The sequence below is a fragment of the Ferrovibrio xuzhouensis genome (genome assembly GCF_042648965.1).
In the GTDB taxonomy this organism is placed as follows: Bacteria; Pseudomonadota; Alphaproteobacteria; order Ferrovibrionales; family Ferrovibrionaceae; genus Ferrovibrio; species Ferrovibrio xuzhouensis.
In genome coordinates, this window is the sequence record NZ_JBHRYJ010000001.1 from 1,405,678 (window position 1) to 1,427,439 (window position 21,762).

General features: G+C 67.6%; 23 protein-coding genes. 3 read left to right on the forward strand and 20 right to left on the reverse strand.

What is annotated here, in order from left to right; all coding sequences use genetic code 11:
* Positions 1–39 precede the first annotated feature (39 nt).
* The 3 genes from ACFOOQ_RS06990 to ACFOOQ_RS07000 all read right to left on the reverse strand — a co-directional run bounded on the left by ACFOOQ_RS06990 (position 40) and on the right by ACFOOQ_RS07000 (position 4,040).
* Positions 40–2,529 carry a methyl-accepting chemotaxis protein gene (locus ACFOOQ_RS06990; protein ID WP_379723554.1) on the reverse strand — a complete coding sequence of 830 codons (2,490 nt, stop codon included), beginning with the start codon at positions 2,527–2,529 and terminating at the stop codon, positions 40–42.
* Positions 2,530–2,858: 329 nt separating this feature from the next.
* Positions 2,859–3,419, reverse strand: coding sequence for a carboxymuconolactone decarboxylase family protein (locus ACFOOQ_RS06995; protein WP_379723557.1), 561 nt, complete (start codon positions 3,417–3,419; stop codon positions 2,859–2,861).
* A gap of 81 nt (positions 3,420–3,500) precedes the next feature.
* Positions 3,501–4,040, reverse strand: coding sequence for a peroxiredoxin (locus ACFOOQ_RS07000; RefSeq protein ID WP_379723560.1), 540 nt, complete (start codon positions 4,038–4,040; stop codon positions 3,501–3,503).
* 186 nt (positions 4,041–4,226) lie between these two features.
* On the opposite strand from ACFOOQ_RS07000, the gene ACFOOQ_RS07005 reads away from it, so the two are divergent.
* The 3 genes from ACFOOQ_RS07005 to ACFOOQ_RS07015 all read left to right on the forward strand — a co-directional run bounded on the left by ACFOOQ_RS07005 (position 4,227) and on the right by ACFOOQ_RS07015 (position 7,864).
* Entirely contained in the window at positions 4,227–5,174 is a 948-nt protein-coding gene (locus ACFOOQ_RS07005) for a hydrogen peroxide-inducible genes activator (RefSeq protein ID WP_379723563.1), read from the forward strand.
* Between the two features lie 4 nt (positions 5,175–5,178).
* Positions 5,179–5,697, forward strand: coding sequence for a GNAT family N-acetyltransferase (locus tag ACFOOQ_RS07010; RefSeq protein WP_379723566.1), 519 nt, complete (start codon positions 5,179–5,181; stop codon positions 5,695–5,697).
* A gap of 73 nt (positions 5,698–5,770) precedes the next feature.
* Positions 5,771–7,864 carry a sensor histidine kinase gene (locus ACFOOQ_RS07015; protein WP_379723569.1) on the forward strand — a complete coding sequence of 698 codons (2,094 nt, stop codon included), beginning with the start codon at positions 5,771–5,773 and terminating at the stop codon, positions 7,862–7,864.
* Between the two features lie 109 nt (positions 7,865–7,973).
* Here the strand turns inward: ACFOOQ_RS07015 and ACFOOQ_RS07020 are convergent, their stop codons facing one another.
* The 17 genes from ACFOOQ_RS07020 to murA all read right to left on the reverse strand — a co-directional run bounded on the left by ACFOOQ_RS07020 (position 7,974) and on the right by murA (position 21,603).
* Positions 7,974–8,816 (reverse strand): MlaA family lipoprotein, encoded by an 843-nt coding sequence (locus tag ACFOOQ_RS07020; protein WP_379723572.1) that lies wholly within the window; start codon positions 8,814–8,816, stop codon positions 7,974–7,976.
* Between the two features lie 165 nt (positions 8,817–8,981).
* Positions 8,982–9,182: a DNA gyrase inhibitor YacG gene (gene yacG / locus ACFOOQ_RS07025; protein ID WP_379723575.1), complete on the reverse strand. Its 201-nt coding sequence runs from the start codon at positions 9,180–9,182 to the stop codon at positions 8,982–8,984.
* A gap of 13 nt (positions 9,183–9,195) precedes the next feature.
* The gene (locus tag ACFOOQ_RS07030; RefSeq protein WP_379723578.1) at positions 9,196–10,761 is read right to left on the reverse strand and encodes a ribonuclease E/G; all 1,566 of its coding nucleotides are present in this window, start codon (positions 10,759–10,761) and stop codon (positions 9,196–9,198) included.
* 4 nt (positions 10,762–10,765) lie between these two features.
* A complete protein-coding gene (locus ACFOOQ_RS07035; protein ID WP_379723581.1) occupies positions 10,766–11,356 on the reverse strand; it encodes a Maf family protein in 591 nt (196 codons plus the stop codon).
* Positions 11,357–11,411: 55 nt separating this feature from the next.
* Positions 11,412–11,630, reverse strand: coding sequence for a translation initiation factor IF-1 (infA, locus tag ACFOOQ_RS07040; protein ID WP_341705752.1), 219 nt, complete (start codon positions 11,628–11,630; stop codon positions 11,412–11,414).
* A 173-nt stretch (positions 11,631–11,803) separates the two neighbouring features.
* The gene (locus ACFOOQ_RS07045; protein WP_379723585.1) at positions 11,804–12,400 is read right to left on the reverse strand and encodes a hypothetical protein; all 597 of its coding nucleotides are present in this window, start codon (positions 12,398–12,400) and stop codon (positions 11,804–11,806) included.
* A 179-nt stretch (positions 12,401–12,579) separates the two neighbouring features.
* On the reverse strand, positions 12,580–13,533 hold the full coding sequence (gene dapA, locus ACFOOQ_RS07050) for a 4-hydroxy-tetrahydrodipicolinate synthase (protein WP_379723588.1): 954 nt from the start codon (positions 13,531–13,533) through the stop codon (positions 12,580–12,582).
* Positions 13,526–13,957, reverse strand: a complete 432-nt coding sequence (locus tag ACFOOQ_RS07055) for a hypothetical protein (RefSeq protein WP_379723591.1) — start codon at positions 13,955–13,957, stop codon at positions 13,526–13,528. Before ACFOOQ_RS07055 ends, dapA begins: the two co-directional genes overlap by 8 nt.
* 116 nt (positions 13,958–14,073) lie before the next feature.
* On the reverse strand, positions 14,074–15,306 hold the full coding sequence (locus ACFOOQ_RS07060) for a sensor histidine kinase (RefSeq protein WP_379723594.1): 1,233 nt from the start codon (positions 15,304–15,306) through the stop codon (positions 14,074–14,076).
* Between the two features lie 255 nt (positions 15,307–15,561).
* Positions 15,562–16,320 carry an SIMPL domain-containing protein gene (locus ACFOOQ_RS07065; RefSeq protein ID WP_379723598.1) on the reverse strand — a complete coding sequence of 253 codons (759 nt, stop codon included), beginning with the start codon at positions 16,318–16,320 and terminating at the stop codon, positions 15,562–15,564.
* A gap of 102 nt (positions 16,321–16,422) precedes the next feature.
* Positions 16,423–16,818: a hypothetical protein gene (locus tag ACFOOQ_RS07070; protein WP_379723600.1), complete on the reverse strand. Its 396-nt coding sequence runs from the start codon at positions 16,816–16,818 to the stop codon at positions 16,423–16,425.
* Between the two features lie 79 nt (positions 16,819–16,897).
* A complete protein-coding gene (locus ACFOOQ_RS07075) occupies positions 16,898–17,347 on the reverse strand; it encodes an arsenate reductase ArsC (protein ID WP_379723603.1) in 450 nt (149 codons plus the stop codon).
* A gap of 6 nt (positions 17,348–17,353) precedes the next feature.
* Positions 17,354–17,845, reverse strand: a complete 492-nt coding sequence (locus ACFOOQ_RS07080; RefSeq protein WP_379723606.1) for a UPF0262 family protein — start codon at positions 17,843–17,845, stop codon at positions 17,354–17,356.
* Complete coding sequence (gene hisD, locus ACFOOQ_RS07085; protein WP_379723609.1) at positions 17,842–19,143, reverse strand: histidinol dehydrogenase; 1,302 nt, start codon at positions 19,141–19,143, stop codon at positions 17,842–17,844. Before hisD ends, ACFOOQ_RS07080 begins: the two co-directional genes overlap by 4 nt.
* A complete protein-coding gene (gene hisG, locus ACFOOQ_RS07090) occupies positions 19,133–19,804 on the reverse strand; it encodes an ATP phosphoribosyltransferase (protein ID WP_379723612.1) in 672 nt (223 codons plus the stop codon). The genes hisD and hisG overlap by 11 nt, the downstream gene beginning before the upstream one ends.
* 12 nt (positions 19,805–19,816) lie before the next feature.
* Positions 19,817–20,320 (reverse strand): DUF2948 family protein, encoded by a 504-nt coding sequence (locus ACFOOQ_RS07095; RefSeq protein WP_379723615.1) that lies wholly within the window; start codon positions 20,318–20,320, stop codon positions 19,817–19,819.
* A gap of 2 nt (positions 20,321–20,322) precedes the next feature.
* Positions 20,323–21,603 carry a UDP-N-acetylglucosamine 1-carboxyvinyltransferase gene (gene murA, locus ACFOOQ_RS07100; protein ID WP_379723618.1) on the reverse strand — a complete coding sequence of 427 codons (1,281 nt, stop codon included), beginning with the start codon at positions 21,601–21,603 and terminating at the stop codon, positions 20,323–20,325.
* Between the last annotated feature and the right edge of the window lie 159 nt (positions 21,604–21,762).

The following is a 21,762-nucleotide window of genomic DNA, read 5'->3' on the forward strand; positions in this document are numbered from 1 at the left end:
AGCGAGGCTTTCAAGCCGTTATGTGCAATCCTGGCCGGATCAGAATTCCTGCCAGTCGTCATCGCCACCGGCCGGGACCGGCTTCGGCTTGGCTGCGGCAGGCTGCGGCGCGGCAGGTCTGGCGGCCGGCTTCACCACCGGCGCAGGCTTTGCGACCGGCCGCGGTGCCGCCGCTGCTGCGGCAGGCTTCGGTGCGGCCGCCGGCCTTGCCGCCGTTGATGCCGGGGCGCGGGCCGCCTCGCCGCCCAGACGGAAGAAGCCGACCAGTTCGGCGAGCTGGCCCGCCTGTTCCGACAGCGCCTGGGCCGAGGCCGAGGTCTCTTCCACCAGCGCGCCGTTGCGCTGGGTCATCTCGTCCATGCTGCCGACCGCGGTGTTGATCTGCTCGAGGCCGGTGGCCTGCTCGCGGCTCGCCGCCGCGATCTCGGCCACGATGTCCGAGACCTTCTTGATCGCCGCGACGATCTCGTCGAGCGAGCTGCCGGTCTGGTTGACGAGGCCAGCGCCGGTCTTGACCTGCGCGTTCGAGGCACTGATCAGCGCCTTGATGTCCTTCGACGCATTGGCCGAGCGCTGCGCCAGCGCACGCACTTCCTGGGCGACCACGGCAAAGCCCTTGCCGGCCTCGCCGGCGCGGGCCGCCTCGACACTCGCGTTCAGTGCCAGCAGGTTGGTCTGGAAGGCGATCTCGTCGATCAGGCCGACGATGTCGGCGATCTTGCGCGCGCTTTCCTCGATCTGCGTCACCGCCGTCACCGCATCGCGCACCACGGCGCCGCCCTTCTGCGCCGTGTCGCGCGCCGTGACGGCCAGCTGGTTGGCGGCCTGGGCATTGTCGGCATTCTGCTTCACGGTTGTCGTGATCTCATGCATCGACGCGGCGGTTTCCTCAATCGAGGCGGCCTGCGATTCCGTGCGCTGGGCCAGGTCCTGGCTGCCCGACGAGATTTCGGCCGAGGCAGTCCGCACCGTTTCGGTGGTCTCGGTCAGCCGGCCGGCGAAGTCGCGCAGCCGCGCGATGGTCTCGCGCGCCGCATCGGCCAGGGTGGCGAAAGCGCCCTTGTAGCTGCCGCTGGTCTTGCGCGCGAGGTCGCCGGCGGCGAGACCGCCCAGCACATGGCCGAGATCGCTCATCATCCCCTGCATGGTATCGGCCAGCGTGTTGAGCTGCTGCGACAGGTCGCGGAACACGCCGTCCTTGCCGGCCAGATCGATGCGGCGCGAAAAATCGCCGTCGCCCATGGCACCGCAGAAATCAGCGATCTCGCGGCTGATCGCCGCCTCGCTGTCGCGCTGCGCCGTCATGCGCCGGGCCTCGGCCTCGGCCTGGCCGCGCTGCTCGCCTTCCAGCCGCGCCTTCTCCTCGGCATTGCGCTGGAACACGGTCAGCGCCTGGGCCATGTCACCGATCTCATCCTTGCGCCCGGTATAGCCGATCTCGGCCGCCTCGCCCTCGGCGATCCGCGTCATCGTCCCGGTCATCGACCCGAGCGGGCTGACCACCCGCAGCAGGAAGAACACACCGCCGCCGATCAGCAGGATGATGGCAACGACGGTAATGCCGCTTTCGATCATCAACTGGCGGCTGCGCATAGATACCAGCCGGTCGGCGACCATCAGGGCGTCGTCGATGGCGGCGTCGCGCATGTAACCGGCGGTATACAGCAGCGGATTCTGCTTGGCGCGGAAATCGGCCATGCTGAACGGATAGGCCTCACTCTTGTCGCTGGCGGCGCGGATCTGCGCATAGATGCCGGTCAGGTCGGTGAAGAAGGCCTTTTTGGTGTCGTCCACCTTCGTCTTCAGGTTGGCCGACGGATCCATCATGCCCAGCGCGATCTCGATCCGGGCCCAGATCGCGTCCACGGCACCGTTCAGTTCCGACAGGCGCTGCTGGGTGGCCGGCGGGATCGGCTTGCCCGAGGCGACGACATTGACCGTGGTGGTGCCGCGGATGCTGCCGGTGGCGCGCAGGTCGGCGGCGAGCCGGGCGATGGTCATCGGCGTCGCCACATCGCTGTCGGCACGGGCAATCGCCGCATCGATGGCGTTCAGCACCGGGATCAGGTCGCTGAGGATACGGCCGAGGCCCGGCACATAGCCGTTGAGTACATCCTTGGGGCGGTCGGCCAGCAGCTTGGCCACGGCACCATCGGCGCGCTTGCGCCAGTCATGCAGATCGCTTTCGGCCTTTTCGATGGCGCGCAGATTGATGGCGGGATCGCCGGAGGCACGGGCATCGGCCAGCGCGGCGGCGATGGTCTTGTCGCTGACGGCGGCCGGCTTAGCGAGGAAGTCGCCCTTCGGATCGGTGATCTTCTCTTCATGCAGGGCGGCATTGTAGGCGCCGCGCTCGATGCCGATCAGTTCGACAAAGCGCAGCAGCTCGCCCTGGGTGGCGGCAAGGCCCCTGGCCGACAGCGCGGATTGGCGATCGGCATAGCCGGTGCTGATGACCCGCCAGGCAAGGCCCAGCACGATGACGCCGATGACGGCAACGAAGAGCAGAAAACTCGAACGGATCCGCATTGGATGTCCTCCGCCTGCCAGCCACCGGTTCCGTTCTCGGAACTGGCACGCCCATGCGTGCCGACCGGTTCTGACCCAGGCATTGCGGCGGTAATCTACTGCAAGTCGTTCTGGGAGAACAGTAAGTCGCGCCTAGTCCTTGTGAACTACATCTTGGCAGATGGGCTGGACGGTATGATAAATAATCTCAGGTTGTGATTGGCCGCCCATAGGGGGCCGCCATGCCTGCGAGACGGGGAAACGATGGCATGGCGGCCCCGACCGGTCCGGGCGGAGGGGCGGAGGCCCGGTCCGGATACACTCGGCGTCCGGAAACGATCGGTGAAGGGCTATTCGGCCGCTTCGGCGAGGCTGCTACCGCTCATGGCGGCCTCGCCCTCGATGGTGGCGGCCACCGCATGGACGACGGCGGCGATGCGCACGGCCTGCTGGATCTGCTCAGCCGTCAGCCCGCCCTTGCGCAGTTCATGCTCGTGCGCCTCGACGCACATGCCGCAGCCATTCACCGCCGAGACGGCGAGCGACCACAGTTCGAAATCGACCTTCTCGACGCCGGGCTTGCCGATCACGTTCATGCGCAGCTTGGCCGGCAGCGTCTTGTAGTCGCTGGCCCCGCCCATCATGTGGACGAAGCGGTAGTAGATGTTGTTCATGCCCATGATGGCCGCGGCGGCCTTGGCGGCGGTCAGCGCTTCGGGCGACAGCTTGCTTTCGAATTCGGCATACAGGGCACGGATCACGTCGGCATTGCGCGACGCATAGGCGGCGGCGATGAAACAGCCGGCGCGCTGCTGTTCGGTCAGGCCCGGTTCGGTGGCCAGCGAGCCCAGGTTGAGCTTGAGGTCGCGGGCATACTCCGGCAGGGCGGTCTTCAGGCTTTCGAGGCTCATGGCGAAACTCCTTCTGTCGTCTGGGTCGGGGAAATCCGCCGCGCCGGAGAGGGCGCGGCGGAAACCCGTTGCAAAGGCTGCTTACGCGGCCTTCAGGACGTCCTCGCCCTTCTGCCAGTTGCAGGGGCAGAGTTCGTCGGTCTGCAGGGCGTCGAGCACGCGCAGCACTTCCTGCGGGTTGCGGCCGACGCTGAGGTCGTTCACCGACACGAAGCGGATGATGCCCTCCGGGTCGACGATGAAGGTGGCGCGCATCGCGACGCCCTCGTTCTTGTCGAGCACGCCAAGCGCCTGGCTCAGCTCGCGCTTGATGTCGGCAAGCATGGCGAACGGCAGGTCCTTCAGATCGGCATGGTTGTTGCGCCAGGCCAGATGGACGAACTCGCTGTCGATCGACACGCCATAGACGACGGCATCGCGGTCGTTGAAGTCGCCGTTGATCTTGCCGAAGGCAGCGATCTCGGTCGGGCAGACGAAGGTGAAGTCCTTCGGCCAGAAGAACACGACCTTCCACTTGCCCTTGTCGCTGTCGCTGGTGATGTCGGTGAAGGCGTTTTTCGGGTCGATGGAAACCACGGCCTTGAGATTGAAGGCCGGGAACTTGTCGCCGATGGTCAGCATTACAGATGCTCCTCGCTTGATGGGTTGCAGTTGGCTCGGTCCGGGGCGACGGGGCTGGTCAGAGGCACAGCATCAGCGCTGCGCTCCCGGATGTCCCGCTCGAGTTGCAAGTTAGACGCTTTCTAATTATCGTTCCAATGGATAATTCCATTGAAACTAATCGATATGATCGATTAAACTGGCCACATGCTGAACGTCCCGACCCTGCGCCAATGGCGGTATCTGGTTACTCTGGCGGAAATCCGCCACTTTGGCCGCGCTGCCGAGGCCTGTTTCGTCACCCAGTCGACCCTGTCGGCCGGCATCCAGGAGCTGGAAACCCAGCTCAATGCCGCGCTGGTCGACCGTACCAAGCGCAAGGTGGTGCTGACCCCGCTGGGCGAGACGCTGGCCGGCCGCGCCCGCGAGCTGCTGCGCGAGGCCGAGGAGATGGTGCTGCTGGCCCAGGCGGCCGGCGCGCCGCTGACCGGGCCGCTCCGGCTCGGCGTCATCCCCACCATCTCGCCCTTCCTGCTGCCCGGCGTGCTGCCCAGCCTGCGGCGCAAGTTCCCCGATCTGCGGCTGTTCCTGCGCGAGGACCTGACCGGGCGGCTGGTCGACCAGCTGCAGGCCGGCAAGCTCGACCTGCTGCTGATCGCCCTGCCCTTCGAGACCGGCGCCATCGACACCATGCCGCTGTTCGACGATGCCTTCCTGCTGGCCTGCCGCAGTGACCATGCGCTGGCCGGACGCGGCAGCATCCGGCTGGCCGACCTGGCCGAGAGCAACCTGCTGCTGCTGGAAGACGGCCATTGTTTGCGCGACCATGCGCTCGCCGCCTGCCAGCTGCCGCCCTCGCCGCGCCGCGACGGTTTCGCCGCCACCTCGCTGCACACCCTGGTGCAGATGGTCGACAACGGACTCGGCGTCACCCTGCTGCCGAAACTCGCGCTCGATGCCGGCATCCTGCGCGGCACCGATGTGATCACCCGGCCACTGGCCGGTGCCGCCGGCGGCGCCGGTGCGGCGCGGCAGATCGGACTGGCCTGGCGGCGCGGTACCCAGCGGGCCGGTGAATTCCGCCTGTTCGGCGATGCCCTGCTCGCCGCCGTGCAGCAGACCGCCAGTGCATCAGACAAGACCGAGAAAGCATAACCCGATGTCGCGAACCCTGATCCGGCCGGCCGCACCGGCCGATGCCGAAACCATCGTCACGCTCGTGCAGGCGCTGGCCATTTACGAGAACGAGCCGCTCAGCAGCGTGAAGCTGACCGCGGCCGATATCCTGCGCGACGGCTTTGGTACACCGCGCCGCTTCGAGGCGCTGATTGCCGAGCTGGACGGCCGACCGGTCGGTTTCGCGCTGTTCTTCCACAATTACTCGACCTGGGAAGGCCGCGCCGGCCTGTTCGTCGAGGATCTGTTCGTGCTGGAGGCGGCCCGCGGTCACGGCCTCGGCCGCCAGCTGATCACGGCACTGGCTGCCATTGCCGATGCTCGTGGCTGCCGCCGCCTCGACCTCAATGTGCTGGACTGGAATCCGACCCGCGACTTCTATCACCGGCTCGGCATCGGTCACATGACGGCATGGCTGCCCTACCGCATGACACAGCCGGCGCTGGCGCAGCTTGCCGCCGCCGCCGACCCGGCCTGGTTTCCGGCCCGCGACAGCCTCTGACGCGCCGGCCTTTGCGGCGTCTGCTGATCAGCCTTTTTCCCCGAGGCGACAGTATGCCAGACTGCGGGCAGTGATGACCGACCCCGCCATGCCGCGCCCCCTGCCGTCCGGTCGCACCCGGGGGCATATGCCGCGCGGCTTCATGACCATCGTTGCCGTCGTCGTGCTGCTGCTCTGCGCGATGACCGGCCTGACCGCTCTGCTGGTCGCCAATTCCTACCAGGCCGGCCGGCTGCAGGCCGAATTGCAGATGCGCTACATCACGCGCAACGCCGCCGATTATGTACGCCGCCAGCTCGATGTCGCCGATGTCCTTGCCGATCTGACCGGCGCCGAAATCGCCGAGCATCTGCGGGCCGCCATCCTGCCGAGCGAAACCCTGATCAACGCGCTCAGCCGCCGCGTCAGCGAGCTGCCACAGGTCAGTGCCCTGCATGCCTACGACCAGAAAGGCTATCTGTGGCTGGCCACCGGCAGCGACGCGATGCCGCTGGATGTTGCCGGCAACGACACGTTCCGCCACCTGCGCGACGGCCAGCGCACCGCCCTGCAGATCCAGGGCAGCCCCGGGCAGTCGGCACTGGTGCGCCTGGCGCGCCGCATGGTGCTGCCCGACGGCAGCTTCGCCGGCGTCGTTGTCGCCACGATCGATCTCACCTCATTCGATGCGCTCGACCACCGCAGCCTGCCGGTCGCCGTGCAGGCGCTGGCCGTGGTCAACACCGGCGGCCCGATGGTATTCGGCCAGCCCTATGATGCGGCCGTACGCCTGTCGGGCCTGACCAATTTCATCGGCACCACCGACAACGGCCATGTCACCGTCGGCGACAGCGAGATGTACTGGGCCAGGGTAGCGGGCATGCCGCTGACCGTGCTGGTGCAGACGCCGGCCGGCAGCGGCGCGCCGGACTGGTACAGCACCGCGGCCGGCTATGGCATGGTGTTCGGCCTGGTGGCGCTGGCTGCCGCCGCAGCCCTGTGGGGTGCCTGGCGCCAGTTGCGCCGCCGCGCCGCTTCGGACGCCCTGCTGCGCGGCCTGATGGACAATCCGCCGATCATCATGGCCCTGCAGGACAGCAGTGGCCGCTATCTGATGGTCAATTCCTATTACTGCGGCCTGCTCGGCCGCGACGAGACTGATATCGTCGGCCTGCGATCGCGCGACATCTACCCCGCGCGGATCTCCGCGGTGTACGAACAGCAGATCGACGATGCCATCGCCGCACGCCGGCCGCTGGTCTTCGACACTGCGGCCCGCCAGCGCAGCGGCGAAATCCGCCACTTCATGCTGACCCGCTTCCCGATCTACGACGACCGCGGCAAGCTGCTGGCGGTCGGCGGGATCGGCATCGACATCAGCGAACGCAAGCAGCTCGAGGCCGCCCTGCGTGACCAGGCCGCCGAACGCGAGCAGCTTGCCGAAAACTATGCGCAGCAGCGCGAACTGGCAGAGACCGCGAACCGCGCCAAGAGCGAATTCCTCGCCCACATGAGCCATGAACTGCGCACGCCGCTGAATGCCATCATCGGTTTCGCCGACATGATCGCCGGCCGTCTGCTGGGCCTGTCGTCGCCGAAATACTTCGAGTATGCCGAAGATATCAGCCGCAGCGCCCATCACCTGCTTGGCGTGATCAACGACATCCTCGATGTCTCACGCATCGAAAGCGGCAAACTGAAGATCGAGCCGGCCGCCCATGTGCTGCACGACCTGGCCGAGGACAGCCTGCGGCTGGTGCAGGGCCGGGCCCGGGAAAACAGCATCGCGCTGCGCAATACGCTGCCGGCAAACTGGCCGCCCGCCAGGGTCGATGCCCGTGCGGTCAAGCAGATCCTGATCAACCTGCTGGCCAATGCGGTAAAGTTCACGCCGCCGGGCGGCCATGTCACCATCAGCGGTGCGGCCGGCGCCGACGGCAGCATCCTGCTCCAGGTCAGCGATTCCGGCCCCGGCATTGCCGCCGACCACCTGTCGCGACTGTTCGAGCCGTTCTGGCAGGCCAATGCCGGCATCCGGCGCAGCGAGGGCAGCGGCCTCGGCCTCAGCATCTGCCGCAAGCTGATCGAGTTGCATGGCGGCAGCATCGCCATCGAGTCGCAGCCCGGTGCCGGCACCACCGTGATCGTCCGCTTTCCGCCCGGCACCCTGCTGGCTGCCGCCGGCTGACGGCGACAGACCGCACCCGTATCGATCCTGCCCCACAAACGAAAACGGCGCGCCTGAAAGGCGCGCCATTCGTCTGTCCTGACGGACGGAAGCTTACTGCCTGGCCGCCCTACTTGTTGACGGGGGCCGTCTCGATATCACTGCCGGCATTGGCCGACAGGCTGAGCGACGGCGCCACCGGCTGCTGGCGCGGCCGGCGGTTGTTGATCTCGTCGGCACGACGCTGGCGATAGACGCTGCGCAGGGTGACGTAATAGTCCAGCGAGGTCTTCTCGAGGTTATCCAACGTGTCGAGCAGGGCAGCGCGGCTGTCGACGCCGGTCACACCGGCACGGATCCAGATCCACTCATCCTGATTGGTATTGTGCAGATACCAGTTCAGTGGATCGGCGGCCGAGTCGACGGCAAGGCCGGCAAGATCACGCGGATTCGACGGGCCGATGATCGGGATGAACAGATACGGGCCCTCGCCCGAGCCCCAGACGGCGAGGGTCTGGCCGAAATCCTCGGTATGCGGGGCGATGCCGAACCACTTGTCGGCGGCATCGTAGGTGCCGAGCAGGCCGACGGTGCTGTTGATGGCGAAGCGCTCGACGGTCTGGCCGGCGCGGTCGGTCTCGCCCTGCAGCAGGTCGTTGGCGAGAATCACCGGGCTCTTGAGGTTGACCAGCGCATTGTGGATGCCGGTCTGCAGCGGCACCGGCACGAAGATGCTGTAGGCGAAAGCCACCGGCTTGAGCAGCAGGTTGTCGAGCACCTGATTGAATTCGAACAGCGCACGGTTGACGGGCTCGAGCGGATCATTGACCGCCTCGAAATCCGCCTTGCCCTGCGGGTCATCGGGGGCCGTGGCGCAGCCCGAGAGCAGACCGGCAGACAGCACGGCCGCGAGGGCGACGGTTTTCCACTCGGCACCGCCCGCAACGCGCGGCAAACGCAAGCCAGCGACCATGGTTTTATGACCTCGAGATTTTTTATACTTCTGTGCCATACGGTTATCGGGCATCCCGGATGCGCTGGCAAGGCGAATCCCGGTGTCAAATATGGCCTCGATCACAGCGCTGGCGTTATTCCGGGCAGTGATGCGGAACTGCAACAGGCTGCCGGTTCGGCGGGATCAATGCATGCGCGCGGACAGGTCACCTTCGTCTTCCGGTACGTCTTCCCCGGAGTTCTCGTCATCCACCTCAACCGCCGGTATGGCATAGGTCCCTTTCAGCCAGCGGTTCAGATCGACGTCGGCACAGCGCGCCGAGCAGAAAGGCAGATGGTTAACCACGGCGGGTTTGCCGCAGATCGGACAGGTCCGGTGGGTCATGGTGCCTCCGGGATCAGCGGTCGGCCCGGCCGACCGAAAAGCCGTCGCGCCGGCGGCCTGCCTCGGGGGTGACGGCCACCGTGGTGCCGATCTGGCGTTCCAGCCGTGTCTTCAGCTCGTCATCGACCAGGGCGGCAAGATCAGGTGCGCAGCGGATGTCGAGCCGGGTGCCCGGCGGGGCGGAGGCCGCCTCGCGCCCGGCCTGGCGCAGCAGGTCGGCCAGCACGGCGGGCAGCGACGGCAGGTGACCGTCGCCGTGACAGGCCGGGCAGGATTCATACAGCCGGGTCGCCAGCGGCTCGCCGATCCGCTTGCGGGTCATCTCGACCAGGCCGAGCGCCGACATGCCCAGCACCTTGGTCGGCGCCGGGTCGCGCGCCAGCGCCTGGCGCAGGGCATTGACCGTCCGGGCCCGGAAGGCAGCGCTGTCCATATGCAGGAAGTCGATCACGATGATGCCGCCGATGCCGCGCAGCCGCAGCTGGCGGGCGACCTCGGCCGCCGCCTCCAGATTGACCTTCAGCGCCATCTCGTCGAAATCGCCGCCGCGGGCGGAACTGCGGCCGGAATCGACGTCGATGGCGGTCAGCGCCTCGGTCTCGCCGAAGATAATCGCGCCGCCGGACGGCAGCTCGACCCGGCGGGAACTCGCATGGGCAATGTCGTCCTCGATGTCGAACAGCGCGAACAGCCCGGCCGGATCGTCGAAGCGTTCCAGCCGGCTGACATGGTCGGGCGCATGTTCGAACAGCCAGGCGCGCGCCTCGGCGAAGCCGGCGGCGGCATTCACACGAATCCGGTCGAGCTTGGCGCCGACAAAGTCGCGCAGGGCGCGGCCGACCGGCCCCATCTCGCGCCACAATTCGGCCGGTACGGCAGAAGCGGCGGCGGCCTTGGTGCGGCGCTCCTCGATGGCCAGCCAGCGCGCGTACAGCCGTTCGAGATCGGCCGAGAGTTCCGCCTTGCCGATGCCATCGGCGTTGGCATTGACCACGCAGCCCATGGCCTTGCGCCGCTCGCCCTCGCGCCGGTCGGCGCCCGGCGCCATCTTCACCTGGCTGACCCGGCGGTCGCCGGCGCGGCGCTGCAGGCGGGCGGCGACTTCCAGCGGCGTCTGGTCGGCCAGCGCCAGCAGGCTCTGCATCACCGCGGCGAGCCGCATGCGTTCGGCATCCTGGGCGATGCGGCGGGTGACGCGGACGGACGAATCGAAGGGGGTCAGCGACAGGAAGCGGCCGGGCAGCGCGATATGGCAGGTCAGCTTGACGCCCTTCTCGCCGACCGGATCGCGGATCACCTGCACGAGGATGGTTTCGCCTTCATGCAGGCATTGTTCGATCGGCTTGTCGCCGGCGTCCTTCAGGTCGGTGCGGCCGAGGAAGCCGTCGCGGCTGAGCCCGATGTCGACATAGGCGGCCTGCAGGCCCTTCTCGATGCGCCGCACGCGGCCGAGAAACACTGCGCCCAGCGCCGAATCGCGTTCGGGCCGCTCGAGGTCGAGATGGACCAGACGGTCCTCCTCGACCAGCGCGACCCGCGTCTCGGTCAGTCCGACATCGATCAGAAGCTCGTTCGCCATCGAATCAGTTATAGCCGTTTTCCGGCCACAGCGGGTAGCCGAAGCCGCCGAGCAGCTGCGCCGTTTCGGCCAGCGGCAGGCCGACCACATTGGAATACGAACCGCCGATCCACGGCACGAAGGCGGCCGCCCGGCCCTGGATGGCATAGCCGCCGGCCTTGCCGATGCCCTCGCCGCCGGTGACATAGCCGGCGATTTCGGCCTCTGACAGCCGCTTGAAGCGCACGACGGTCTCCGCCACGCGGGACTGGCGGCGGCCGTCGGGATGCTGCAGCACCAGGCCGGTCAGCACGCGGTGGCGGCGGCCGGACAGCAGGGCAAGGCAGCGGCGGACCGCGGCGGCATCCTCCGCCTTGGGCAGGATGCGGCGGCCGAGCGCCACCACGGTATCGGCGGCCAGCACGAGGGCGTCCGGACGCAGCGCGGCCACTGCGGCAGCCTTGTCGGCGGCCAGCCGGGCGGCGAGCTGGCGCGGCAGCTCGTCCTTGCGGGGGGTTTCGTCGAGGTCTGCGGGCAGGATTTCCGCCGGCGTCACGCCGATCTGCGCCAGCAGGTCGCGGCGGCGCGGCGAGGCCGAGGCCAGCACGAGCGGCATGGCTGCAGGGGGCGCCGGAATGGACGGAGTCCCGGCCATGGCAGCCCCGGCCGGCTTACTTGAAGCGGAAGGTGATGCGGCCCTTGGTCAGGTCGTAGGGGGTCATTTCCACCATGACCTTGTCGCCTGCCAGCACGCGGATGCGGTTCTTGCGCATCTTGCCCGAGGTATGCGCGAGCACCTCGTGGTCGTTGTCGAGCTTGACCCGGAACATCGCGTTGGGGAGCAACTCCTCCACCACGCCGGGGAATTCCAGCAATTCTTCCTTCGCCATTCCGCCTCTGATTTGAACGGGATACCGGGCGCCTGACAGCGGCGCCGGGCATAATGCTGCGCCGTAACCGGCGCGGGCCAGAACATGCGCGCGCAGGTGCCGAAAATCAAGCGTGGGTTTCCCGCGAACCGGGTCCGAAATCCGGAACACAGGAAGAACGCGCGGCGGAGCGCCTACTCCTCGACGTCGATCCGGATCGCCGACCAGACCCACTTGCTGTCGTCCTGGTCTTTCAGGGCCGGGTATTTGTCGTGCGGCGGGTACACCACCCAGGCCGGGCCGCGACCGCCGATGCCAAGCCACTGGCCGTCGGATTTGAGCGCCAGCACCACCGGATAAGCCGCCAGATCGGTCATCGGGATCTTGGCGCCATAGCCGTCCAGCGCATAGACCGTCGCCGTTTTGCCGGTGGCGCCCACGGCCTTGAGCACGTCGCGCAGCAGCGGCCCTTCCAGCCGGTGGGCCCTGGGCCAGGTGCTGTACTGCACGGTGACGCTGTGCATGCCGAGCTTCTGCAGCATGGCGCGGTCGAACACCGCCGCCCGGTCGAATTCGGCACCAGACGACTTGAAGAAGGCATCGTCGAAGGCATCGAGCGCGCCACGGTTGGTATTGGCGATCTTGCCGTGCACGGTGAGGATGACCGGACCGGTCGGCGTCGCCAGCTTGCCGGCGGCGAGTGCCGGCAGCGCGGTGGCCAGCAGGCCGACCAGAACCAGAGCGGCCAGAACCAGAGCGGTCATGCGACCGACAGTGCGACACAGATTCATGATTCCATCCTCTCGGCCTGTTCCGGACGTCCCTGTTATGCCTGCCGGCGATCGCCTGTCCAGCGAAAAGGCAAAGGTGGAAATGACATGAAGTGCCGGCCGGCATCCCCGCCGGTACTGCCGGCCGGCCCGACCGCGGGCAGCCCATGCGCCGGGACTGCCGCGCCGTCGTTTGCATATTACCGTCGCTGCGTTCCGGCCACTCGCGCCGCGCCGCGCGCCAGGCATTCCTCGGCCGCCCAGACGACTTCGAGTTCCGCGGCGAGGACGGCATCGGCGGCCGTCGACAGCGGCATCAGCGGCAGGCGCAGTTCATCGGCGCAGAAGCCGAGCCGGTGCAGGGCCCGCTTGACCGGGATCGGATTGCTTTCCAGGAACAATGCCTCGGTCAGCGGCCGCAGCCGGCGCTGCAGCAGGCGCAGCGCATCGAGATTGCCCGCATCGAACTGCGCCTGCAGGGCGGCACAGAGTCCGGGAACGACATTGGCCGTCACCGAGATGCAGCCCTGCCCGCCGGCAATGCGGTGCTCCACTGCAGTGGCATCGTCGCCGGAGAATTGCAGCAGGCCGTCGCCAGCCAGACGGCGCAGACGATGCGGGCGCGCCAGGTCGCCGGTCGCATCCTTGAGACCGATCACGCGCGGCAGTTCGTACAGTCGCGCCACCGTCTCGTCGGACAGGGCGCAACCGGTGCGCGCCGGCACATCGTAGAGCACAAGCGGAATGCCAACGGCATCGTGAACCGCGCGGACATGGCGAAACAGGCCCTCCTGGGTCGGCCGCAGGTAATACGGCATGCTGCACAACAGCAGGTCGACATCGGCACGTTCGGCGGCGCGTGCCGTGGCAATCGCCAGTTCGGTGCTGGCAGCACTGACGCCGGCAATTACCGGCACCCGGCGCCGCGCCGCTGTCACCACGGTCGTCAGCACGGCACGGTATTCCGTCTCGGTCAGCGACAGCGCCTCACCAGTGCTGCCAGCCGCGACGAGGCCGGCACTGCCGCGGCGGATCTGCCGGTCGGCCAGGGTAACCAGCGCCTCATGATCGACCATGCCGTCGCGGAACGGCGTGATCAGCGCCGGAATCGAACCGCGCAGCTTTTTCCAGCGGCTGCTCACGGCGTCAGCCATGGGCCAGCACGACGATGCGGCTGCCGATGCAATGGGTGGCATCGACGGTGAGACCATTGCCGCGCAGCCAGCGCAGGACCCGGCGCAGGCCGCGCCGCGCCGCCATGGCGGTGACGTCGACGGCAAGCCGGCCATGACGGCCGATGCGGCGCAGGGCGGCGCGCAGCGCATTGTCGTATTCGCCGGTTTTCATCACGCCGGTGATCCAGGCGAGGTCGGCGGGCTCGGCATCCGGAGCGACCACGTCGGGCCGCAATTCGGCCGCCATGCGGCAGCCCCGGCGCAGAAAGGCAAGCAGCATTGGCAGCGTGCCATGGCCGATGACCACCACGCGGTCGGTGGCTTTGACGGGCGTGACATCGATCAGGCTGGCGGTCAGCCGCTCGGTCAGAACGGGCAGGACGGGACTGGCAGAGTTGGACACGGCGGTCTCCTGTGGCGGTGCGGCCGCCGACAGGAATAGGCCCGCCGCTGCTCAAGATGCCATGCGGAAAAGCCGTGCCGCGTATCAAGCCCGCATAAAGACCGGCGCGATTGGGATCAGGTGTTCGGCGATTCGCGGGGAAATACCATGGTCGCCGTCGTGCCCTCGCCCAGCGTGCTGTCGATGGCGAGCCGGCCGCCATGCAGGCCCATCAGGCGGCGCGAGATGGCGAGGCCGAGACCGGTGCCCTGGCCGCGGTCGTTCTTCGGGCCGGCCTGGTAGAAGGCCTCGCCGAGCCGCGCCAGATCGGCCGGCGCGATGCCCGGGCCGTCGTCGGCGACGGCAATGCGGATTTCGCCGTTGCCGGCATCGCCGCGCACCACGATGCGGCCCTCGGCCGGGGTGAACTTGATCGCATTGGAAATCAGGTTGAGCAGCACCTGGCGGAAGGCGCTGCGGTCGGCCATCAGCACCGGCAGGCCGTGCAGCGAGGCATCCATCACCAGCGACAGGTCCTTCTGCCGCGCCTGGGCCAGCAGCAGCGAGATCACCGCATCGGCCTCGCCGACCACGGTCAGGCGGTCGGGCTGCAGCACCAGCTTGCCGGCCTCGATGCGGCTGAGATCGAGGATGCTGGTGATCACTTCCAGCAGATGCGCGCCGGCTTGGCGGATCAGGCCGGCATACTCGTGGTAATGCGGATCGCCGAGCGGCCCGAAGGATTCGCTCTGCAGCATTTCCGAAAAACCGATGATGGCATTCAGCGGCGTGCGCAGCTCGTGGCTCATGAAGGCGAGGAACTCGCCCTTCGAGCGCGAAGCCAGGATCGCCTCTTCGCGGGCCGCCTCGGTTTCGGCCAGCGCGCGATGCAGTTCCAGCGCATCGGTGACCAGCGTGGCGATTTCCTTGAGCTGGCCGCGCGCCAGCGTGTCGAAGCGGCGCGGCACCGAGTCGAACACCGCCAGGGTGCCGATGCGATAGCCGCCCTGCACGGTGATCGGCGCCGCCGCGTAGAAGCGGATGCCGGGCGCGCCCAGCACCAGCGGATTGTCCTGGAAGCGTTCATCGCGGCTGGCATCCTCGACGACGAAGACGTCGTCGCCGAGAATCGTCCAGGCGCAGAAGGCCTGGTCGCGCGGCGTCTCGCGGGTATCGATGCCGATATGCGCCTTGAACCATTGCCGGTCGGCGTCGATCAGGGTGACCACGGCGGACTGGGTGCGGAAGATGCGCGCCGCCAGCGACGCCAGACGGTCGAAACGACCGTCATGCGGCGTATCAAGAATGTCGAAGCGGCGCAGCGCCCCGAGGCGGGCGGCTTCGTCAGGCGGCAGAGGCGCAGAGAGCAAGGAAAAGTCCTCTTGAATCCGCCCTCTAGATAGACGCCGGCCGGCGCCGGGGCAACCCCTGCCGTGCCGCCTGCATGGGCAGCCCGGTTTCCGGGCAGTGCCGCCTGATCCTCGCGCGGGCACGGCCCGCTTCGCTCATCGGTCGCGGCAACGCACTGCCATTCAACCCCACCCGGTACCGGCCGTCGCAGTGCAGGCCCAGGGTTGCAGCCACCACACCGGCCGGTGGAGGCTGCACGGTGTAAAAGACCTGTTTTAGCGCCGGCGCAGAATCGCCTCGCCATCGACGTTGACGCTGAGCGTCTGCTCGCCGGCGGCTGCCGCCGGCGGCGCGAAATCCTGCCGCATGGTTGTGGCCATGGCGGCCTTCATCATGGGCCGCGGCGCGACGCCGCCGTTCAGCCCGACCCGGTGCCAGCCGTCGAAATGCAGGCCGAGCGCGGCAGCGGCCTTTTCCGCCCGCGCGGTCAGCCGCTGCAGCGCCTCGGCCATCATCTCGTCCTGCAGGCTGCGCTGCTGGGCACGCGAGACGGCGAAGCCAAGCTCCTGCAACAGCAGGCCCTCCTTCTGCAGTTCGCCGACCGCCGCCAGCAGCTTGTCGTTGTCGGTGGCAGTGATGGTCAGGCTCTGCTGGGCACGCCAGACCGGGACCGGCGGCTTGGTGCCGGCCGGCAGGCTGGCCGGCCGCGGCGGGGTGTCCTGGAAGGTGTTGTAGCCGCCGGTTTCGACCTCGAGGCCGACCGTGCGCACCATCGCCAGCGCCTTGGTCATCGCCGCGTTCACGGTGTTCTGCGCCGCCGCCGCTTCTTCCGCGCTGGCCTGCGCCATCAGTCGTGCCCGCATGGTATCCGGCGTGACATCGCGCTCGGCCGATTCACTTAAGCTCAGCAGGGTGGCATCGGCCAGCGGATCGGCGGCCCGGTTCTGGGCGACGGCGGCTTGCGACAGCGCCAGGCCGCCGGCAAGAAGGATGGCGAGGAACAGGGCGGTGGCGGGTATGCGGCGCGATGCCATGGGATGGTCTCCGGCTTCTGTCGGTGTGACGAGCCTGATCATAGCCGGAGAACCATGGCGACTTTGCGGCAAAAAACAGCGACCGGTCGGGCCGGGTGCGGCTCAGGCCGGCTGCAGCAGCGGCCGCATGCGGTCCTTGGCGTGAAAGTATTTCCGTGCATAGGCGACCAGCTGGCCATCGCTCGGATGGTCGACCGTCTCGACGCCGATGATGCGGTGTTCCAGCGCGGGCCGGAACTTGGTGGCATGCCGCACGAATTCCAGCTTGGCGGCACCGGGGCCGAGCACCAGCACCTCGCCGGCACCGGACAGCGCACCCTCGATATCGTCGAAGAAGGCGATATCGGCCGGCGCCCTGCCGTCACCAATGCAGCCGCTGCGATGATGCAGGTTCTGCTTGTGGCCGTGCACGACGGTCTTCTCAAGATCGCCCTCGCCGAACTGGAAGACGCGGGCCTCCTGGTGGTCAAGCCACACCACGGCATGGAAATGGGTCATCGGTGCTGTCTCCGGATTGCGATCATGCCGCGAGGCTAGACCGCCCTGCCGCGGCGGGCGTTGATTCAGGTCAAGCCGGTCAGCCCGGCGCGATGGCCGGCCGGCGGGCAAAGCGGTCACGGATGCGCCGGCTGAGAAAATCGCGCACCTCGCGATAGGCGGCCAGCCTTTGTTCGCGGCTGCCCTCGATGATGGTGGGATCGAAGGTATTCCAGAACTCGACGTCGCAGGCCATGGTGCGGGTCATGTCGACTGCGGTGTGCTGCGCCTCGGGCGACAGCGAGACGATCAGGTCGAAGGAGCTGTCCTCAAGGTCGTCGAAGGTCTTGGAGCGGTGCTTCGAGATGTCGATGCCGATCTCGTCCATCACCTCGACCGCCAGTGGATCGACCGCCTCCTGCCGCACGCCCACCGAATCGACGAAGACCTGTTTCGGATAAAGTGCCTTGAGGATGCCCTCGGCCATGGGAGACCGCACGCTGTTCATGGTGCAACAGAACAGCACGCTGCCGGGGAGCCGTTCATCCATGCCGGCTTACCGGATATGCAGGACGCAGATGAGGGTAAACAGGCGGCGGGCGGTATCGAAATCGGTGTCGATCTTGCCCTTCAGCCGTTCGCGCAGCAGTTCGGAGCCTTCGTTGTGGATGCCGCGCCGGGCCATGTCGATGGTCTCGATCTGCGACGGGCTGGAGCGCTTGATGGCCTGGAAATAGCTGTCGCAGATCTCGAAATAGTCGCGGATGATGCGGCGGAACGGCGACAGCGCCAGGATGATCTTGCCGAGCGGCGCGGTGCCGTCGTCGCGGATGTCGAAGACCAGCCGGTTCTCCTCGATCGCCAGCACCAGCTGGAACGGGCCCTGCGCGTCATGGGCGCCGACCGGCGAGAAGACGTTCTGTTCCAGCAGGTCGAAGATCGCCACCCGCTGTTCATGCTCGATATCGGGCGAACGGCGCACCACGCTGCGCTCGTCGAGTTCGACCCCGACGAGATGGTGGTTGGCCGGCGGTGCCCGTTCGGTCATGAAGCTCCCTTATTGAGGCGAATCGACACCGACAGCGCGTGGCCATGCAGCCCCTCGGCCTCGGCCAGCCGCACCGCGGCGGGGCCGATCCGGTCGAGCGAGGCCTGGTCACACTGGACCAGCGTCGTGCGCTTCATGAAGTCGAGCAGGTTGAGGCCCGAGGCGAAGCGCGCCGCACCGGCGGTCGGCAGCACGTGGTTCGGCCCGGCGACATAATCGCCGACCGCTTCCGGCGTATGGCGGCCGAGGAAAATGGCGCCGGCATGACGCACCCGGGCCGCCAGCACCTGCGGGTCATCGATGGCGAGTTCGAGATGTTCGGGTGCGATGGCGTCGACCAGCGGCACGGCATCGGCAAGCTGCGGCACGGTAATCAGCGCACCGAAGCGTTCCCACGAGGCAGTGGCGATCGCACTGCGCGGCATGGTCGACAGCTGCTGGCGCACCGCGGCGCCGACCCTGCCGGCAAACGCGGCATCGTCGGTGATCAGCACCGACTGCGCCACCTCGTCATGCTCGGCCTGAGAGAGAAGATCGGCGGCGATCCAGGCCGGATCGTTCTTTGCATCGGCGACGACGAGGATTTCCGACGGGCCGGCCGGATTGTCGATGCCGACCTGGCCGAACACCATGCGCTTGGCGGTAACGACGAAGCTGTTGCCCGGGCCGGTGATCTTGTCGACCGGCCTGATCGTCTCGGTGCCATAGGCGAGCGCGGCGACGGCCTGTGCCCCGCCCATGCGATAGGCTTCGGTCACACCGGCGAGTTTCAGCGCCGCCATCACCAGCGGGTTGAGCTCGCCGCCCGGGGTGGGGACCGCGACGACGACGCGGCGCACCCCGGCGACCACGGCCGGCACGGCATTCATCAGCACCGAGGACGGATAGGCCGCCTTGCCGCCCGGCACATAGAGGCCGACGGCATCGAGCGGCGTCCAGCGGTGACCGAGCTTCACGCCCTCGGCATCGGTATAGAAATCATCGGCCGGCTTCTGCCGGGCATGGAACAGGCGGATGCGCTCGGCGGCGGTTTCCAGCGCGGCCATCGTCGCGGCATCGACCTGGGCGGCGGCGGCATCGATCTCGGCCTGGCTGATGCGCAGGCCGAGCCTTGTGCTGTCGACCTGGTCGTATTTCTGGTTCAGCTCGTGCAGCACCGCATCGCCGCGCTTGCGCACATCGGCGATGATGCCGGCCACCACGGCCGAGACATCGGCCTCGGCATCGCGCTTGGCCCTGACCATGGCCTCGAAGCGCCGGGCGAAATCCGGCGCGGTAGCATTCAGCTCAACGGGCATCGACGGCCTTCCTGAATTTCTCGAGCCAGCCACCGACCTGGTCCGGCCGGGTCTTGAGCGCGGCCCGGTTGACCACCAGCCGCGACGTCACCTTGGCGATCACTTCCACTTCGACCAGACCGTTGGCCTTCAAGGTCGCGCCGGTCGAGACCAGATCGACGATGCGCCGGCACAGGCCGAGCGTCGGCGCCAGCTCCATGGCACCGTTCAGCTTGATGCATTCGGCCTGCACGCCGCGGTCGGCGAAATACTTCTGCGTCACGTGCGGATATTTGGTCGCCACCCGCACATGGCTCCAGCGCTTCGGGTCGTCGCCGGCCGACAGTTCGACCGGCTCGGCGACCGACAGCCGGCAATGACCGATATCGAGATCGAGCGGCGCATAGATTTCCGGATAGTCGAATTCCATCAGCACATCGTTGCCGGCGACGCCAAGCTGGGCGGCGCCGAAAGCGACGAAGGTGGCGACATCGAAGCTGCGCACGCGGATCAGTTCGAGGTCCGGATGGTTGGTGGCAAAGCGCAACTTGCGGCTGTTCTCGTCGGAGAAATCGGGTTCGGGCTCGATGCCGGCCGCATGCATCAGCGGCATCACCTCCTTGAGGATCCGCCCCTTGGGCAGCGCCATCACCAGCTTGCTGTCACTGACTGCCGGACTCATCGCACGATCACCCTAATCCTGAACCTTGTGTTGCGGCGCGCGGCGCACGGGAAACGGCGCACCGATATCCTGCATCTGCGCCTCGATGCATTCGACCTCGAGCCGCACGGCACCGCCGCCGGCAAACACCAGCGTCAGGATCGCGGCCGGGTCTTCCACGTCGTCGCCGGCCGGCTCCGCCATGATCGACAGCAGTTCCAGCACCGCCCTGTCGTCACCGCGGTCGAAACCGCTGGTCTGCACCTTCAGCACGCCGTCGAAATGCAGGCCGGCCGCCACCCGGATATGTGGCTCGATGCGGATCAGGCCGCGTCTCGCGTCGGCCTGGCCCTCGTCTTCCCAGCGGAAGCGGTTGAGCACCAGCGCGAAGCGGCGCTGCTGCGGCTGCCAGGTCATGTCGGCACAGCGGATCGTCGCATCCTGCAGGCAGGCCGACAGCACGATCACGTCTTCCGCATCCTCGGCACGCAGGCGCAGGGGTTGGAAGCGGGCGTTCTGTGCGGGGCCGCCGGGCATGCTCAGTCCTTCAGCCGTTCGATCACGGCGCCGCAGGCGGCAAGCTTTTCTTCCAGCCGCTCGTAGCCGCGGTCGAGATGATAGACGCGATTGACGGTGGTTTCGCCTTCGGCCGCCAGGCCGGCCAGCACCAGCGATACCGAGGCCCGCAGGTCGGTCGCCATCACCGGCGCGCCGGTCAGCTTCGGCACGCCGCGCACCAGCGCCGAGGACCCGTGCACCACGATGTTGGCGCCCATGCGGGCCAGTTCCGGCACATGCATGAAACGGTTCTCGAAGATCGTCTCGGTGATCATCGCCGCGCCATCGGCCACCGTCATCAGCACCATGGCCTGGGCCTGCATGTCGGTCGGGAAACCGGGATAGGGCTGGGTCAGAAAATCGACGCCGCGCAGGCGGCTGCCGTTGCGCGCGATGGTCATGCCGCGCGGGGTCTCGTCCACGCTGCAACCCGCCTCGCGCAGCTTGTCGACCACGGATTCGATCAGGTCGATGCGCGTGCCGGTCAGCTCGACCCGGCCGCCGCAGATCGCCACGGCGGCAGCGTATGTGCCGGTCTCGATGCGGTCGGGCACGATCTGGTGCCTGGCGCCCTGCAGCGACGGCTTGCCATGCACGGTGATATGCTCGCTGCCGACGCCCTCGATCTCGGCGCCCATGGCGATCAGGCAGTCGCAGAGGTCGGTGATCTCGGGTTCGCGCGCGGCATTCTCCAGCACCGTGGTGCCTTCGGCCAGCGCGGCGGCCATCAGCAGATTCTCGGTGGCGCCGACCGAGACCATCGGGAAGCGGATCACCGCGCCTTTCAGCCCCTTCTTGGCCGTCGCCTTGATGTAGCCGCCCTCGACCGCGATCTCGGCACCGAGCGCCTTCAGGCCCATGATGTGCAGGTCGACCGGCCGCGTACCGATGGCGCAGCCGCCGGGCAGGGAGACTTCCGCCTCGCCGAAGCGGGCAAGCAGCGGCCCGAGCACCAGGACGGACGCGCGCATCTTGCGCACGAGATCATAGGGCGCCACCGTCGAGGTGATGGTCCCGGCGTTCAGGTGGATGGTGCGGCCTTCCGGCGTACCATTGCCGCCGTCCATCGAGACATCGACGCCATGCTGCTGCAGCAGATGCGCCATGGTGGCGATATCGGCCAGATGCGGCACATTGCCGAGCGTCAGCGTCTGCGGCGTCAGCAGGCTGGCCGCCATCAACGGCAGGGCGGCATTCTTGGCGCCGCCGATGGCGATGCTGCCGTCCAGCGGGCGTCCGCCACGCAAGCGAATTCGATCCATAACCCATTGATCCGTAAAGGGCGCCGTCCCGAGGGCCGGCACCGTGAAAAACCGTGACCGCCTGTCTAGCCCAAGCGCGGCCGAATCGCCAGTGGGCGTCGGCGCACAGGGCAGCCATATAAGGGCGGCCGAACGCGTCGGTAAGACCGGCGCCCGACG

Excerpts from the sequence above, each read along its gene's own strand:
- ACFOOQ_RS07000 (WP_379723560.1), bottom strand. The coding sequence starts at position 4,040 with ATGCTGACCATCGGCGACAAGTTCCCGGCCTTCAATCTCAAGGCCGTG.
- hisG (WP_379723612.1), bottom strand. The coding sequence starts at position 19,804 with ATGAGTCCGGCAGTCAGTGACAGCAAGCTGGTGATGGCGCTGCCCAAG.
- infA (WP_341705752.1), bottom strand. The coding sequence starts at position 11,630 with ATGGCGAAGGAAGAATTGCTGGAATTCCCCGGCGTGGTGGAGGAGTTG.
- ACFOOQ_RS07035 (WP_379723581.1), bottom strand. The coding sequence starts at position 11,356 with ATGCCGCTCGTGCTGGCCTCGGCCTCGCCGCGCCGCCGCGACCTGCTG.
- hisD (WP_379723609.1), bottom strand. The coding sequence starts at position 19,143 with ATGCCCGTTGAGCTGAATGCTACCGCGCCGGATTTCGCCCGGCGCTTC.
- ACFOOQ_RS07070 (WP_379723600.1), bottom strand. The coding sequence starts at position 16,818 with ATGACCCATTTCCATGCCGTGGTGTGGCTTGACCACCAGGAGGCCCGC.
- ACFOOQ_RS07080 (WP_379723606.1), bottom strand. The coding sequence starts at position 17,845 with ATGACCGAACGGGCACCGCCGGCCAACCACCATCTCGTCGGGGTCGAA.
- ACFOOQ_RS06990 (WP_379723554.1), bottom strand. The coding sequence starts at position 2,529 with ATGCGGATCCGTTCGAGTTTTCTGCTCTTCGTTGCCGTCATCGGCGTC.
- ACFOOQ_RS07065 (WP_379723598.1), bottom strand. The coding sequence starts at position 16,320 with ATGGCATCGCGCCGCATACCCGCCACCGCCCTGTTCCTCGCCATCCTT.
- ACFOOQ_RS07020 (WP_379723572.1), bottom strand. The coding sequence starts at position 8,816 with ATGGTCGCTGGCTTGCGTTTGCCGCGCGTTGCGGGCGGTGCCGAGTGG.
- ACFOOQ_RS07045 (WP_379723585.1), bottom strand. The coding sequence starts at position 12,400 with ATGAATCTGTGTCGCACTGTCGGTCGCATGACCGCTCTGGTTCTGGCC.
- dapA (WP_379723588.1), bottom strand. The coding sequence starts at position 13,533 with ATGGCTGACGCCGTGAGCAGCCGCTGGAAAAAGCTGCGCGGTTCGATT.
- yacG (WP_379723575.1), bottom strand. The coding sequence starts at position 9,182 with ATGACCCACCGGACCTGTCCGATCTGCGGCAAACCCGCCGTGGTTAAC.
- ACFOOQ_RS07010 (WP_379723566.1), top strand. The coding sequence starts at position 5,179 with ATGTCGCGAACCCTGATCCGGCCGGCCGCACCGGCCGATGCCGAAACC.
- ACFOOQ_RS07005 (WP_379723563.1), top strand. The coding sequence starts at position 4,227 with ATGCTGAACGTCCCGACCCTGCGCCAATGGCGGTATCTGGTTACTCTG.
- ACFOOQ_RS07015 (WP_379723569.1), top strand. The coding sequence starts at position 5,771 with ATGACCGACCCCGCCATGCCGCGCCCCCTGCCGTCCGGTCGCACCCGG.
- ACFOOQ_RS07095 (WP_379723615.1), bottom strand. The coding sequence starts at position 20,320 with ATGCCCGGCGGCCCCGCACAGAACGCCCGCTTCCAACCCCTGCGCCTG.
- ACFOOQ_RS07075 (WP_379723603.1), bottom strand. The coding sequence starts at position 17,347 with ATGGATGAACGGCTCCCCGGCAGCGTGCTGTTCTGTTGCACCATGAAC.
- ACFOOQ_RS07030 (WP_379723578.1), bottom strand. The coding sequence starts at position 10,761 with ATGGCGAACGAGCTTCTGATCGATGTCGGACTGACCGAGACGCGGGTC.
- murA (WP_379723618.1), bottom strand. The coding sequence starts at position 21,603 with ATGGATCGAATTCGCTTGCGTGGCGGACGCCCGCTGGACGGCAGCATC.
- ACFOOQ_RS06995 (WP_379723557.1), bottom strand. The coding sequence starts at position 3,419 with ATGAGCCTCGAAAGCCTGAAGACCGCCCTGCCGGAGTATGCCCGCGAC.